A 15,223-nucleotide genomic window follows, 5' to 3' on the forward strand; every position below is an offset into this window, starting at 1 on the left:
TGGCTAATCGAAAAAACAGATATACAAAGGGCTAGCAAGGTTCGGTCGACAAAAGGATTGATAGTTCATGCCTTTGGTCGTTTATCTGCTGCTTTTTTAAACTATGCTTTCAACCCTTGATTCACATTACTAACTATTTTCAATAATCCCTTTGCATTATTATCGCCCAACCATTCACTAAAATAATGCAATCGTGAAGGGTATTGATCTATAATCCCTTTTCTATAGCGAATTTCTGTCAGCCGGTTCAGGAAACATTCAAAATGCATATTGTCCTCTTTAATACAATTGGCAATAGCCAGAACGTTTTCAACAAATGTAGTGCAATCAAATTCCCGTAAATTAATAACCATCTTCTCCTCCCCTTCCTGTTCAAGAGTATTTGCCACATAAGGGATCCCGCGAAAATGCAAAGCAACATGGGAGATAACTGATGAAAGCAGACTATCAGAAAGATTTAGCGATTCTGAATATTGATAAACTTCCCTCAGCCTCAAAGAATCAACCGGGTTAAGAAAAACTACCCCTTTGGGTTCTTTTGCAGTTTTTAAATGTGAACGATCATCTTCTTGCTTCTTTTTGCCGGAACTTGAACATGACAACATAAGCAGAAGGGCAAAAAGCAATACGGTAACGGTCTTTTTTTCCATATGACCAAAATTATGCGATTCCCTCGAAAGCCGCAACCCATTTACAACAAATTAAATTAATGCATCACATAATTTTCATTTTCATCTAATGTTTCCAAAATTTTATCCCTCAATCTCAACCATTGGTAAAACGGGTATGTGAAATACTATCCGGAGTTACGAACAATTCATTATCTTAAGAGTTAATTATCCTGTTAAACCCCATTATTCAGACAAGTTCATAACTCTTTTAAGTTAAAACAGAATGCTGTACCGGCCCTAAAACAGGAAATACATCAATATTATGCAATGGGCTTATAAAATCAGGAGGTGATTTATTTCAAAGATATACTAAAACCACTGTTCATGAATCCACTTGAAAGCAAAATAAATAATAATGACCACCAATTTCAAAGTAATTACACAACTTATCAATCTCTTGTTCAAAAACTTCAACAAAAAATCGAAGAGGTAAGTGAAGGTGGTCCCCCAAAACTCAAAGAGAAACATGTTGAACGGGGCAAATTACTGGTACGCCAAAGGATTGAAAAATTACTGGATCCCCATACCCCCTTCCTGGAGCTATCGCAACTTGCTGCCAACGATCAATACAATAACGAATTCCCCTCAGCAGGTATAGTCACCGGCATTGGAACCATCCACCACCGGGAGGTTATGATCATTGCCAATGATGCCACGGTAAAAGGTGGCACCTATGTTCACGAAACCATAAAAAAGCATCTCAGGGCACAAGAAATTGCAAGAGAAAACCATCTGCCATGCATCTATCTGGTTGATTCAGGAGGGATTTTTCTACCAAACCAGGCAGAAGTTTTTCCTGACAAAGAAGATTTTGGAAGGATCTTTTACAATCAGGCCCGATTATCTGCTGAAGGGATTCCACAAATTTCAATTGTGATGGGTTCATGCACAGCAGGAGGAGCTTACATCCCAGCCATGAGTGACGAAACCATCATTATCAGAAATCAGGGAACCATATTCCTGGCCGGCCCTCCCCTTGTTAAAGCTGCAACAGGTGAAGAAGTCACCTCGGAAGAACTTGGTGGAGCTGCTGTTCATACCAGCATCAGTGGAGTGGCCGATTACATTGCTGAAAACGATGAACATGCTCTCTCCATTTGTCGCGACATAATTGAATCAACTGATGACGACACGGGAGTAGTTGAGAACACTAATGAACCTGAATCTCCAATATTTGACCAGAAAGAATTATACGGACTCATTCCAGCTGGTAAAAGTTCATTTCCTGATGTCCGGGAAATCATAATGCGTATTACCGATGGAAGCAGGTTTCACGAATTTAAACCGGATTATGGAAATACTCTGGTTACCGGATTTGCCCGAATTCATGGCAGGAAGGTGGGAATCCTCGCCAACAACGGAGTTCTGTTTTCTGAATCCGCCCTCAAAGGCACTCACTTCATTGAGATATGCAATCACCGCAAAATCCCGATGGTATTCCTTCAGAACATCACGGGATTTATGGTGGGGAAAGATTATGAGCATGGTGGAATTGCAAAAGACGGGGCAAAGATGGTGCATGCACTGGCAAATTCCGTAGTACCCTTTTTTACAATAATAATAGGCGGCTCATATGGTGCCGGCAACTACGCCATGGGTGGCAGAGCTTACAACCCAAGACTTCTTTTCATGTGGCCCAATGCCAGGATCTCAGTAATGGGAGCTCAACAAGCCGCAGAGGTTCTTATTACTTTGAAAAAAGACCAGGCAAAAGCCAAAAACAAAGAGGTTAAACCAGAGGAATTAAAAGCCATTGAAGACCAGATCATGGAGAAGTATGAAACTGAAGGCTCACCCTATTACAGCACAAGCAGACTTTGGGACGATGGAATAATTGACCCGCTACAAACCAGGGATATACTCGGTATAGCCATACACATGGCGTCCCGAAAAACAGTTGAAAAACCCAGATACGGAATTTTCAGAATGTAAATTTTCACACAAAACTATGACAACCGTTCGTTAAACTATTCTAATGTATTGTAATCCATTTTAATTGTTTCATGACATGATATTTATTAAAACACAGATTATCACAACACTCGGTTAAACACTGGTAATAATTAGTTATTCTACCACTTATGAAAGATCAAGGGAATGTAATAAAATGCAGATTAACAACACTAAAGTGTTCATCTTTCGTCTATCCAAAAGCCCCGGGACTAACAACCTATTGCCATCAATAATATACGAATTATCTTAAATCAATGAATCTAACGATCTATTACTATGATATACTTAACTAAAAAATATGCTCAACATGTAGCCTATATTGAGTTGAGCAGACCTCAAAAGAAAAACGCACTCAATAAGGAGTTAATTGAACAGCTCATTGATTTTCTGGAAAAAACAGCAGATAGTAGTCAATTCAGGGTTCTGGTAATTTCCGGAAAAGAGAGATTTTTTTCTGCGGGAGCAGACCTTGCCTGGATGCAAAATGCCAAAGAGCAAAGTCACGAGCAAAATATGGCGGATGCCAATTTATTCAATAAGCTCTACGATACATTGAACAATTATCTTAAACCTGTTATTGCAAGTGTTGAAGGAGGTGCTTTTGGTGGAGCCATTGGATTAATGGCTTGTGCTGATATAGTAATCACAACTCCTGAAGCCAATTTTGCCTTTTCAGAAACACGACTCGGACTGGTTCCTGCTACCGTAGCCCCCTGGGTAGTAAAAAAGACCGGATCTGCCTTTGCACGTTCAGTATTGGTAAGTGGTTTGAAATTTTCTGCAGAAGATGCAAAAGCAAACGGCTTAGTCCAATACATTTTTAGTCAGGAACAAATTCTTCCCCGAACGAGGGAAATAGCAAATCATATTGCCAGAAACAATCCTTTGGCCACCAAAGAAACTAAAAATCTGCTGAACAGAATCGATCATGAAATTGTTAAAATTGACGAAGAGTTAATGCAATATTGTTCGACAAAAATAGCAGATGCCCGAATCTCAGAAGAGGGTCAGGAAGGGGTAAATGCCTTTTTTGCTCAGCGCAAACCATCATGGAACCGTTAAGAAATGAACCAGCGCCAGATTAATAAAATCTTTGTAGCCAACCGGGGGGAAATTGCCCTTCGTATTATATCTACGGCTCAAAAGATGGGTATAAACACAGTTTTACCTGTCACTGCCCATGAAAAAGAGAGCTTACCAGCCAAAAAAGCTGATAAAGTATTTCTATTGAAATCAACTGATTTGGCAAAAACGTACCTGGATGCTGATCTTATGATCAACTTAGCAATATCCTATGAAGCTGATGCCATTCATCCGGGTTATGGGTTCCTTTCTGAAAATACGGTTTTTGCTGATAAAGTTGAAAAAGCAGGATTGATATGGATTGGCCCCTCCCCTGAAGCAATTGCTAAAATGGGAAACAAATTGAGGGCCAGGGAGATTGCCCGGGAAGCCGGTATTTCTGTTACCAGGGCGCTCACTGGAAAAGGTGAGGAAATTCTTAATAACCATAAAACTCTTTCCTTCCCCCTACTCATCAAAGCTGCGGCAGGCGGTGGCGGGAAAGGAATGAAGATAGCCCGCGACTATCAAGACCTGGAAGAGATGCTCCTGACAGCCGGCCGTGAAGCAAAAAGCTATTTTGGTGATGAAACCGTTTTTGTAGAAGAGTACATAGAGAACCCCAGGCATATTGAAGTTCAGGTATTCGGAGATCAAAGTGGAAACAATGTACACTTATTTGAAAGAGAGTGTTCCATTCAGAGACGTTATCAAAAAATCATTGAAGAAGCCCCATCTCCGTTTGCCAATGAGCAACTAAGGTCAAATCTTACCGCTGATGCGCTTAAATTATGTCGTGCCATTAATTACCATAATGCCGGAACTGTTGAATTTCTGGTTGACAGTCAGGGCAAACACTATTTCCTCGAAATGAACACCCGTCTTCAGGTAGAGCACCCCGTTACCGAAGCCATAACAGGCCTGGATTTGGTTGAACAACAAATTAAAGTAGCGATGGGCCTCCCCCTCGATTTCACTCAGGATGAAATTATAATAAAAGGGCATGCCATTGAAGCTAGAGTTTATGCAGAAGATGCGTTAACAGATTTCAGCCCGGCTCCGGGAGATATAAATTTTGTAAAATGGCCGGATTCAAAGAAAGTCAGAACCGATACTTTCTTCGACACAAAAACTGAGATTCAGCCTGAATTTGACCCGATGCTGGCTAAAATTACCTCATATGCTTTCAACAGAGATGCTGCTATTACGAAATTATCTAATGCTCTGGAGCAAACATCTATCCTTGGGGTAACAACGAACCTGCCTTATCTGAGTGAGTTGCTAAAAACCAACGCTTTCAGAAATGGAGACACCACCACTCATTTTACGGCACAGCATCACAACATATTAAAAGAAGCAATTAACCCCAACGGAAGTGAAAAAACCCGTCTTCTCTGGGCCGCTTACCTGGTTTGGCTGAGCCGCTACAGGCAGCAATCCTCCCGGAATATTTGGTCAAGACTTGGACACCAGCGGTGGAGTGGCCATTGTACGGTAAAATTCAACAATAAAGAATATGAATTAAAAAGAACAAATGAGAGTGGCCAAAACAATCTTTTCTGGGAAGCTGAAGGAATGACAATGCCACCAATATCAGACATGGTTTTCTCAGGGAACCATATGTCTTTCAGGCTAACAGACATCTGGCACTATTTATATTGGCAGTACCTGAAAAGTGGTGAATTGCTTTTGGGTGCTGATGGCTATACTTACCGTCTCATTCCGGGATTTCAGCTCCCCAAAAAGGTTGAACTGCATAATAGTCATGAAAATATGGACAAAATAGTAGCTCCAATTCCAGGCAGAATCACCTCTGTTCTTGCCTCTCCGGGAGAAAAGGTCACCAAGGGAACGCCTTTGATGATTTTGGAAGCCATGAAAATGGAAAATACGATTAATGCTCTATCCGACGGCATTTTAAAAAACATTTGCATTCATAACGGAGACCAGGTTAAAGCCGGACAGGTATTGGTAGAATTTGAAAATTAGCCAGGTCGTTTTATCATAAAACAATGAGCCACTGAATTGTTAAAACATCATTCATTAAATCTATAATCCATGATATTAACCACCAAAGAACACGAAGCTTATCGTCATAAAGTGCGCGAATTTGCCGAATCAATAATCAAGCCTGAAGCAGAACAATTGGACAGGGAGGAAAAATTCTCTTCGGAATTAACCCGAAAAATGGGAAAAGCCGGTTTCTTTGGAATTACCCTCCCCAAAGAATATGGAGGCCAGGGACTGGACACCCTCTCGTATATCATTGCAGTAGAGGAACTTTCAAGGATTGACGCTTCTCAGGCAGGCACTATCGCTGCCCATAACAGTCTGGGTATCAATCCTATTTTTGAATATGGCAATGAAGAGCAAAAAGCAAAATATCTTCCAAAACTCACCTCTGGCGAGCATTTGTGGGCATTTGGACTAACGGAAGAAACCGCAGGCTCGGATGCACGAGGCACTCAAACCAAGGCTGTCAGGGAAAACGACCAATGGGTAATCAACGGCAGCAAACGTTATATTACCAATTCGGCCAATGAACTTACCCTCGGGGCTACACTTCAGGTTATGGTGACCGATGAAAACGGGAAAGAGAAACTAACCACAATTCTGGTTGAAAAAGATACTCCCGGTTTTTCCTCGGAACGAATGACAGGAAAAATGATGTGGCGCGCCTCAGATACCGGTCGAATTAAACTGGAAAATTGCCGTGTTCCTCACTCCAACCTTTTGGGAAAAGAAGGCCAGGGAGCACGCTACATGCTAAAAACACTCGACGCAGGCCGTTTGTCAATTGCTGCAATGGGGGTAGGCCTGGCGCAGGGGGCATTTGAAATGGCGTTGGAATATGCCCATAAGCGTAAACAATTTGGACAACCCATCTCTAAATTTCAGGCCATCAGTTTTAAACTGGCAGATATGGATATGAAACTTGAGCTGGCCAGAAATACACTTTACAAAGGTTGTCTTCTCAAAGACCAGGGTTTGCCATATGGCAGAGAAGCAGCTATAGCAAAACTTTACAGTTCGGAAATTGCTCGCGAAATTGCTGATGAAGCCATACAGATATTTGGTGGTTCCGGTCTGTTTAAGGACAATCCCATCGAGCGTTTTTACCGGGATCAAAGAATACTGCAGATAGGTGAAGGAACTTCTGAAATTCTTAGATTTGTGATTGCAAGACATCTTGGAATAAAATAGCAGTAACCAAAGACCACCACAGTCTGACTAAATTTGCTTTTTTGATCATTGTTTAAAAAATTATTAATGAGTGACAGAAAAAAAGACCATATAGATTTGGCTTTCTCTTCCAGAACAGAGACCGGTGATGCTGACAGGCGGTTTTATTACGAACCTTTACTGGCTGCTCACCACGACGGGCGGTTTGAACCATTCAGTTTCGCCGGAAAGTCTATGCGGCTTCCGATGTGGGTAAGCAGCATGACCGGTGGAACAGAAAAAGCCGGAACCATCAACCGTAATTTGGCAACAGCCTGCGGAGAATACGGAATGGGAATGGGTTTGGGCTCTTGTCGCTCACTACTTAAAGATGATCAACATCTGGCAGATTTCGATGTCAGACAATATATGGGTAGCAACACTCCATTATATGCTAATCTGGGGATTGCTCAGCTGGAAAAGCTGGTGGAGAACAAGCAGGAAGAACTGGTGGAAGAGCTGGTTGAGAAACTTAAAGCTGATGGCATTATCATTCATATTAATCCCCTTCAGGAAGCTTTTCAACCTGAAGGGGATTTTCTAAAAACACCTCCCATCGAAACCATTGAAGCTTTTCTTTATCGCACCAATCTGAGAGTCATTGTAAAAGAAGTGGGCCAGGGAATGGGACCGGCGAGTTTGCAAAAACTTCTCATACTGCCCCTTGAAGCCATTGAATTTGGAGCTTTGGGAGGTACCAACTTCACTAAACTAGAGTTAAACAGGCAAACGAAAGGTTATAACTCTCATTTTGACACCTTCGGAAGAGTTGGACATACAGCCGCTGAAATGACCGCTTTTGTGAACCAAATAGTAGACCAGGAAACTGTTAATTGCCGCCAATTAATCATTTCGGGTGGCATAACCAATGTTCCTGACGGATATTATCTCACTCAAAAATGTAAGTTGAATGCAATATTCGGCATGGGGTCTACCTTCCTTAAGCATGCTATGGGAGATTATCAGGATTTGGCCATTTTCATAAATCAGCTGCAACAAGCATTAGGGATCGCCAAAAACTTTCTCATTCCCACTTCAAATGATCTATAATTTTTTTTTGAACAAAACAGGGCTAATTAGCGCCTGTCTATAAAGTAAGTAAAGTATGTTTTTAGTCATGTATCTGATCAGAAAGTGCCAATTGCAAAGCCTGCCCCGATTTTTCTTCGGGGGCTTGCGAAGCCCCCAAAAGCGGAGTCCCTATACTTCGGGATGAGTATTTTGGTGGCAAGCATAACGCAGCAAGTGGTACTTTAAGGACAGACACTAATTATATCGCTATGGGGTCAATAATAATGGGATTTTCCAGGATGTCTCGCCAGGAGAAAATAGAAACACTTATTGAGTATTACAAATTACCGGAGGATTTCGCAAATCGTCTTGCTGACTTCCGTCACCCTGAAAAACAGGAATTATTTGATGATTTTTCGGAAAACACACTGTCCAATTTCTACTTGCCTTTTGGTGTAGCGCCTAATTTTCTGGTTGACGACCAAACATATGTAGTTCCGATGGTTGTAGAAGAAAGTTCAGTAGTTGCTGCTGCAAGTCGCGCCGCTTCTTTCTGGGCCGCAAATGGTGGTTTTAAAACAACCATTCACAACACATTAAAAAAAGGCCAGATCTGGTTTGAATGGAAAGGACCTGCCTCCTTTTTAGATCCCCTTCCAAAATCTATGTTTGAATATCTTTCCGAGGCACTTTATCCGGTAACGCGCAAAATGGAGAAGCGTGGTGGGGGCATCATTGAAATGGAAGTGATCGAACTGGATGGCAAACCCGGCATATTCCAGCTGGAGGTAGGCTTTGAAACCATTGAAAGCATGGGCGCCAACTTCATCAACTCCTGTCTGGAAGAGATGAAAGAGCCATTGAAAAATTATTTCAGGGCCCATGCTGAACTGAAGCAATACGGCGAGCCCGACATAATAATGGCCATCCTGTCTAATTACACCACCAAGTGCCTTGTTACATCACGGGTGGAATGTCCCGTTGATTCCCTTAAAGCATATAGTGCTAATCTTTCGCCCGCCGAATTTGCCCGCAAATTTAAAAGAGCTGTAGACATTGCTCTGGGCGACACATCAAGGGCAGTAACTCACAACAAAGGTATTTTTAATGGAATCGACTCGGTTGTAATAGCCACAGGCAATGATTTTAGGGCGGCAGAAGCAGCAGGACATGCATGGGCAGCCAAAGATGGGAAATACCGCTCATTGTCAAAATGCGAAATAACACCGGATGGCCTTTTCCGGATGGAGCTTACAACCCCCCTTGCCCTTGGCACGGTTGGAGGACTCACTCGTCTACATCCAATGGCAGCCCTCGCACAAGAGATGCTTGGCAACCCCGAAGCCACAGAGCTCATGGGAATTGCGGCAGCTGCAGGTTTGGCAAATAACTTTTCAGCTGTGGCTTCATTGGTTACCACGGGCATTCAGAAAGGACATATGAAACTGCATCTCTCCAATCTCTTAAAAGCAATGTCAGCCACCCCGGAAGAACAAAAAAAATGTATGGAATATTTCTCAGACAAAACTGTTTCTGCAAGGGCTGTGGAAGAATACTTACAAACATTGAGAGCCAAATAAAACAATTACAGTATGAGTGTTCAAGACAGGGAAAAAGAGCAATCTTTTTATGCCCATGGCAAACTTCTAATATCGGGTGAATACATGGTTTTAAATGGAGCCATGGCACTTGCAGTACCTCTTTCAAAAGGACAACTCATGAAAGTTAGCCCTAACTCCTCCCCAGTTTTTAGCTGGACAGCTTTTTCTCCTGCAGGCGAGTGGTTCTCGGTTAATTTCAAAAACGATCTTTCTGTTATTGACACCAATGATCCACAAAAAGCAAAAACACTCAAGAATATTCTTACCAGGGCCGCGGCAATAAAAAATGTAACTCCTGACTTTTTCGCAGGAAAATCGGTAACCACAGAGCTTGAATTTGATCCAAACTGGGGATGGGGAAGCAGCTCAACCCTGATCAGCAATCTCTCTAACTGGATGGAGATAGATCCATATCAATTACTCTCCCGGACTTTTGGCGGATCAGGATATGATCTGGCATGTTCCAATGCCAGTGGACCTGTTTTTTATGTCTTATCCGGAAGCACCCCGTTACACGAGCCCACCCAATTCAATCCCCCGTTTGAGGATCAATTATGGGTTGTATACCTCAACAAGAAACAAAGTTCATCCAAAGCAATAAAGGAGCACTTGAAAAAAACCCAAAAGAAATCATTACTTATAAAAGAAATCAGCCACATATCGAGGCAAATGAGTATTGAGAAAAGTTTTGAAAACTTCAGCAAACTTATGATTGAACATGAGTCTGTTATTAGTGGTTTGATTGGGTGGGCACCATTGAAGGAAAAGCACTTTAATGATTTCCCCGGAGCCGTAAAATCACTTGGCGCCTGGGGAGGTGATTTTTTCATGGCCCTCTCGCCCCTATCAGATGATGAAACAAAAAAATACTTTCAAACAAAAGGGCTGAACGTTTTGTTTAAAATTAAAGACATAAAATTAGACAGTATAAAATGACACATACCGCATCGCTAACATCCACGTGGCAATCACCTTCAAATCTGGCAATTGTAAAATACTGGGGAAAAAAGAATATCCAGGAACCGGTAAACCCGTCTGTAAGTTTTTCCCTCTCCCAAGCATTTACAAGAACATCGGTGAATCTTACGCCTAAAGAAGGCGGCGGTTTCTCTTTCAAACTCGACCAGCAACCTGTTCCCAAATTTGAAAATAAGATAGAAACATTCTTCAAAGCCGCGCGCCCCAGGTTACCTATAATTGAGAATTACTATTTCGACATTGAAAGCACCAACACCTTTCCTCACAGTACAGGAATTGCCTCCTCTGCCAGTGCAATGAGTGCATTGGCCTTTTGTCTGGCAGACCTTCAGCAGCAAGTGGATGGAAAAAAAGACCTCGACATCACGGAAGTCTCTTCTCTGGCCAGAATTGGTTCCGGGAGCGCTTCGAGATCAGTATATGGAAGCTGGAGTCTTTGGGGTAGAATGTCGGAGTTACCTGAAAGCAGTGACATATATGCTATTCCTGTTCCGGCAGATATTGCTCCGGTATTCAGGAACCTACACGATGATATTCTAATCGTAAGCAGCCAAGATAAACCGGTAAGCAGTACACAAGGGCATAAATTAATGGATAATCACCCTTACCGGGAAGGCAGAATATCCCAGGCAAGGCAAAACACGCTGACTTTACTCAAACATCTATCTTCGGGAAGTTTTGAAGGTTTTGCAGAAATAGCAGAATCTGAAGCACTGTCCCTTCACGGACTGATGATGAGCAGTACCCCTCCATATACTCTGTTACTTCCCAACACCCTTAGCATTATTGAAAAAATCAAAGACTTCAGAAACAGGAAAGATATTCCTGTGACCTTCACTATGGATGCAGGGCCAAATATTCACCTGCTTTACCCTGATGAATTTTCCAAAGAAATTGCTGAGTGGGAAGAAAAAGAAATAAAACCCTTTTGCGCAAATGGCCGTATTATTCGCGACCAGGTGGGAAGAGGGCCTAAAAAAGGAATTGCAACCAAGAACTAAATGAAAATGCAGACAGAGGCAGGTGAAATATTTTATTCTAAAATAATGCTCTTTGGGGAATACTCCATCATAAAGGGCTCAATGGGATTAACCATTCCATATTCACATTTTAATGGCCAACTTGCTTTTCCCAACAGGTCTAGTTATACAGATCTGGCTTTCGCTCAAAGAAGTAATCAGCACCTTTATGATTTTTGGTACTATCTGCAATCATGGGTAAACAGTGGAGATATCATCAGCAAATTTGATACAGACAGATTGAAAAAAGATCTTGACGATGGTTTGTATTTCGAATCTACAATCCCGGAAGGCTATGGATTAGGGAGCAGTGGTGCCCTGGTTGCAGCTTTTTATAAAAAATATGCTGCCGGTGCTCTGAAACCGCTAGAATCAATGACACCTGCCGACATCCGTGCTTTAAAATCAGAACTGGCCCAACTTGAATCATGGTTTCATGGTACCAGTTCCGGCATCGACCCCCTGATTTGTTACATGAAGCATCCCCTGTTGCTTAAAGACCTTGATCACATTGAGCCTGTTGGACTTCCCAGATATCATCAGCAGAAATCTGATGCCATATTTTTGATTAACAGTGGGAAACCCGGCAAGACGGCCCCTCTCGTTGATCACTTCATGACGCAATACAAACAAGATAAAAGTTTTCAAAATTTTGTTGACAAAGAATTTACTCCTGTCAGCAACGATTGCATTTCCAACCTTATCAGCAACGAGAAGAACCAATTCTACAAAAACCTTAAGCACCTTTCTGAAATTCAAATTAAATCCCTTTGCCCAATGGTACCTGCTTCGGTGCACAACATTTGGGAGGAAGGTATAAAAACAGATGATTTTTACCTCAAGCTATGTGGATCGGGAGGTGGTGGTTTTATTTTAGGATTCACGCGAGATCTTCAAAAAGCCAAAAACGTCATGGAGCATCACAATCTAGACATTATCCCTGTTTACCAAGATCTTAGAAGCAAACTTCCACAAAACAATTCTGAATAAGAAAAACCCGGAAAGTCACAAAAGTTCAAATCACAAAATGTAATAAACCATGCCATTATTAAAAGTAAGTACAAACAAAGCCGTTGAAATCACATCGCAAACCATGTTTTTAAAAACTGCTTCGAAAAAAGTGGCAGAAATCCTTCAAAAACCGGAAAAATTCGTAATGACCATTTTTGATCAGCCCACCCCCATGACATTTGGTGGTTCAGATGAGGATGCGGCTTTTCTTGAAATTAAAAGCATTGGATTGACAGAAGATCAGGCCGGAATTTTGGCCAGGGAAATACCCGGAGTTGTGCAGAAAGAACTTGGAATTGATCCCTCCAGGATATACATTCAATTCTCCGACGCTCCAGGGAAATTCTGGGGATGGAATAAGGGAACTTTTTAAAAATTCGAACCGCATAAGCCATATAAAAAGCCCGGATTTTAAAATGTCAAACAGGCATGCTATGCCTGTTTCTTACATCCTTACGAATTCGAACACAAACTATAAAAAAGCGAGAGCTCAATACTATTTGAGCTCCCGCTTTTTTATCAATCATTAACCTCTTATATTGCAGCTCCACCTCTTTCACCGGTCCGTATACGTACGACCTGATCCATCGGTGTAACAAAAATTTTACCGTCCCCTACTTCTCCATCCATTCCACCATTTGTTTTGGCAGCTTCCACAATGGCATCTATAGTAGGATCAACAAACTCCTCGTTTACAGCAATATCAATTCTTATCTTCGGAATAAGATTGGGGACAATTCTTCTTCCCCTGTAAATTTCCTCATTTCGTTGAGCCCCATGTCCGGAAACACGGCTAACAGTAATACGGGTAATTCCTGACGAAATGAGAGATTCCCGAACCTGGTCAAGTTGCTGCTCTCTTATTATGGCTGTTATTAATTTCATTTTCTTTGTTTTTTCAATTAAAAAACACCAACTGATTTACATGACAATATCACTAATTTAATTTGAAATTCACAAAAATGCCATGTTTCACAGATAAGTTGAATAATTATAGGGAGTGCTACCCTGTAAGATAAATCTCAGTGCTAAGATCCCGCTTTGCCTTAGGATTCACTTTTCTCCCCCCGCAAAACGATTCTTAAACAACACTAGTTGGGATTCAACATACCGTAACCTCTTTCTCCATGATAAGAAGGATCAAGCCCCTGCATTTCTTCTTTTGGTGTTGATTTTAATCCCATTGTTTTCTGAACAATCCAAAGTAATACAATCGTCACCACAAGGGCATAAACAATAGCGATACCTACCGCTGCAGCCTGAACAACAAACTGATCCCAAACAGACCAGGCACCACCAACAGCATCAGCAGCATTAGCCATCCACTCCGGGCGAATGAAGAAAACAAGCAACAACGCACCTACAATACCACCTACACCGTGAACGCCAAAAGCATCCAGACTATCATCGTAGCCCCACTTATCTTTAAGAATGATAGCAAAGTAGCAAACCAGGGAAGCTACCGCTCCCAACACGAGAGCTCCGATGGGCTGAACCACACCGGCGGCAGGGGTTACGGCAACCAGACCCGCTAATATACCACTGGCAAACCCCAGCGCGGTGGCTTTTCCCTGGTGGGCCAACTCGATGACCATCCACATCAGAGCACCTGCCGCAGCAGCAATCTGAGTGGCAGTCAGGGCCTGGGCAGTCGTCAGTCCACTTGAGACGCTGCTTCCGGCATTAAAGCCAAACCAGCCAACCCAGAGCAAACCGGCACCAATCAAGGTAATAACAAGATTATTGGGACGCATTTGTCGCTGAGGATATCCTCTTCGGGCACCTAAGTAAAGAGCTGCAACCAATCCGCTTACACCGGCAGAAATATGAACTACAGTTCCTCCGGCAAAGTCAATTGCTCCGTCAGCTCCAAGATTGAAAAGAAATCCATCAGGAGCCCATACCCAGTGACACAAAGGATTGTATACCAACAATCCCCATAATGTGATAAAAACAAGATAGCTTTTAAATTTAATTCGTTCTGCAACAGCCCCTGCCAACAAGGCAGGTGTTATAATGGCAAACTTGCCCTGAAACATGGAGAATACATATTCAGGAATTCCTTCCTCCATAATAGTTTGATCAATGCCTTTCAGGAATACATAATCCCAGTTCCAGCCAATCCATCCACCTAATACATTTTCTCCAAAAGTCATGCTGTAACTCACAGCTACCCATAATACACTCATTACCCCCATTGCGGCAAAACTGTGCATCATAGTACCTAATACATTTTTGGATCTTACAAGACCGCCGTAGAACATAGCCAGTCCGGGAATCATTAACAATACCAGTGCCGTAGATGTCAGCATCCAGGCTGTGGCGCCGGTATCAATTTCAGGTTGTTCGGCTGCCAGTATTGGGACCACGCCCGCCAACATAAAGGCAGCTAACATTAACAATCGCTTACTCATAGTTCAATTTATTTTAGTCTGGTTAGTAACTAAAAAATGTCCTGCAGGAAAAATTCAATTTTTCGGTGCAAATATATATCAAAATTGGGGTTATATCAATTTTTTTGGACTTTTTATTGCCCCACCCCCATCAAAAACACCCTTGTATATATCATAAATGCAATAAACCTGAAAAAACCCTTCAAAAAACACACCCTGCAATCTTTTTAATAGCACACCAGGATATCCAATTGTAGCGACCACTTCATTTCCTCCATTTTTTATATCTTTGGGCATTCCGA

Annotated in this window: 13 protein-coding genes; 10 read left to right on the forward strand and 3 right to left on the reverse strand. The window is 42.0% G+C overall.

Features of this window, described 5'->3' with window-relative positions; all coding sequences use genetic code 11:
• Positions 1 to 101: 101 nt before the first annotated feature.
• On the reverse strand, positions 102 to 650 hold the full coding sequence (locus DDZ16_RS16350; RefSeq protein ID WP_232526785.1) for an N-acetylmuramoyl-L-alanine amidase-like domain-containing protein: 549 nt from the start codon (positions 648 to 650) through the stop codon (positions 102 to 104).
• A gap of 345 nt (positions 651 to 995) precedes the next feature.
• Here DDZ16_RS16350 and DDZ16_RS16355 point away from each other — a divergent pair, with 345 nt between their 5' ends.
• From DDZ16_RS16355 to DDZ16_RS16400, 10 genes are all read left to right on the forward strand, one after another.
• Complete coding sequence (locus DDZ16_RS16355) at positions 996 to 2,603, forward strand: carboxyl transferase domain-containing protein (RefSeq protein WP_109265566.1); 1,608 nt, start codon at positions 996 to 998, stop codon at positions 2,601 to 2,603.
• 297 nt (positions 2,604 to 2,900) lie between these two features.
• Positions 2,901 to 3,686: an enoyl-CoA hydratase/isomerase family protein gene (locus DDZ16_RS16360; protein ID WP_109265567.1), complete on the forward strand. Its 786-nt coding sequence runs from the start codon at positions 2,901 to 2,903 to the stop codon at positions 3,684 to 3,686.
• 3 nt (positions 3,687 to 3,689) lie between these two features.
• Positions 3,690 to 5,675, forward strand: coding sequence for an acetyl/propionyl/methylcrotonyl-CoA carboxylase subunit alpha (locus DDZ16_RS16365; protein ID WP_109265568.1), 1,986 nt, complete (start codon positions 3,690 to 3,692; stop codon positions 5,673 to 5,675).
• A 69-nt stretch (positions 5,676 to 5,744) separates the two neighbouring features.
• Complete coding sequence (locus tag DDZ16_RS16370) at positions 5,745 to 6,890, forward strand: acyl-CoA dehydrogenase family protein (protein ID WP_109265569.1); 1,146 nt, start codon at positions 5,745 to 5,747, stop codon at positions 6,888 to 6,890.
• 66 nt (positions 6,891 to 6,956) lie between these two features.
• Positions 6,957 to 7,958 carry a beta/alpha barrel domain-containing protein gene (locus DDZ16_RS16375; protein ID WP_109265570.1) on the forward strand — a complete coding sequence of 334 codons (1,002 nt, stop codon included), beginning with the start codon at positions 6,957 to 6,959 and terminating at the stop codon, positions 7,956 to 7,958.
• 230 nt (positions 7,959 to 8,188) lie between these two features.
• Positions 8,189 to 9,499, forward strand: a complete 1,311-nt coding sequence (locus DDZ16_RS16380; protein WP_109265630.1) for a hydroxymethylglutaryl-CoA reductase — start codon at positions 8,189 to 8,191, stop codon at positions 9,497 to 9,499.
• Between the two features lie 12 nt (positions 9,500 to 9,511).
• Positions 9,512 to 10,456, forward strand: coding sequence for a GYDIA family GHMP kinase (locus DDZ16_RS16385; RefSeq protein WP_109265571.1), 945 nt, complete (start codon positions 9,512 to 9,514; stop codon positions 10,454 to 10,456).
• Positions 10,453 to 11,499, forward strand: coding sequence for a diphosphomevalonate decarboxylase (mvaD, locus tag DDZ16_RS16390; RefSeq protein ID WP_109265572.1), 1,047 nt, complete (start codon positions 10,453 to 10,455; stop codon positions 11,497 to 11,499). The genes DDZ16_RS16385 and mvaD overlap by 4 nt, the downstream gene beginning before the upstream one ends.
• Positions 11,500 to 11,505: 6 nt before the next feature.
• Positions 11,506 to 12,507, forward strand: a complete 1,002-nt coding sequence (locus DDZ16_RS16395; RefSeq protein WP_109265631.1) for a mevalonate kinase family protein — start codon at positions 11,506 to 11,508, stop codon at positions 12,505 to 12,507.
• Between the two features lie 49 nt (positions 12,508 to 12,556).
• Complete coding sequence (locus tag DDZ16_RS16400; RefSeq protein ID WP_109265573.1) at positions 12,557 to 12,901, forward strand: phenylpyruvate tautomerase MIF-related protein; 345 nt, start codon at positions 12,557 to 12,559, stop codon at positions 12,899 to 12,901.
• Between the two features lie 161 nt (positions 12,902 to 13,062).
• Here the strand turns inward: DDZ16_RS16400 and DDZ16_RS16405 are convergent, their stop codons facing one another.
• Both DDZ16_RS16405 and DDZ16_RS16410 read right to left on the reverse strand, forming a co-directional pair.
• Positions 13,063 to 13,413: a P-II family nitrogen regulator gene (locus DDZ16_RS16405; RefSeq protein ID WP_109265574.1), complete on the reverse strand. Its 351-nt coding sequence runs from the start codon at positions 13,411 to 13,413 to the stop codon at positions 13,063 to 13,065.
• 206 nt (positions 13,414 to 13,619) lie between these two features.
• Positions 13,620 to 14,942: an ammonium transporter gene (locus DDZ16_RS16410; protein ID WP_232526788.1), complete on the reverse strand. Its 1,323-nt coding sequence runs from the start codon at positions 14,940 to 14,942 to the stop codon at positions 13,620 to 13,622.
• Between the last annotated feature and the right edge of the window lie 281 nt (positions 14,943 to 15,223).

The sequence above is a fragment of the Marinilabilia rubra genome (genome assembly GCF_003121985.1).
Taxonomy (GTDB): Bacteria; Bacteroidota; Bacteroidia; order Bacteroidales; family Marinilabiliaceae; genus Marinilabilia; species Marinilabilia rubra.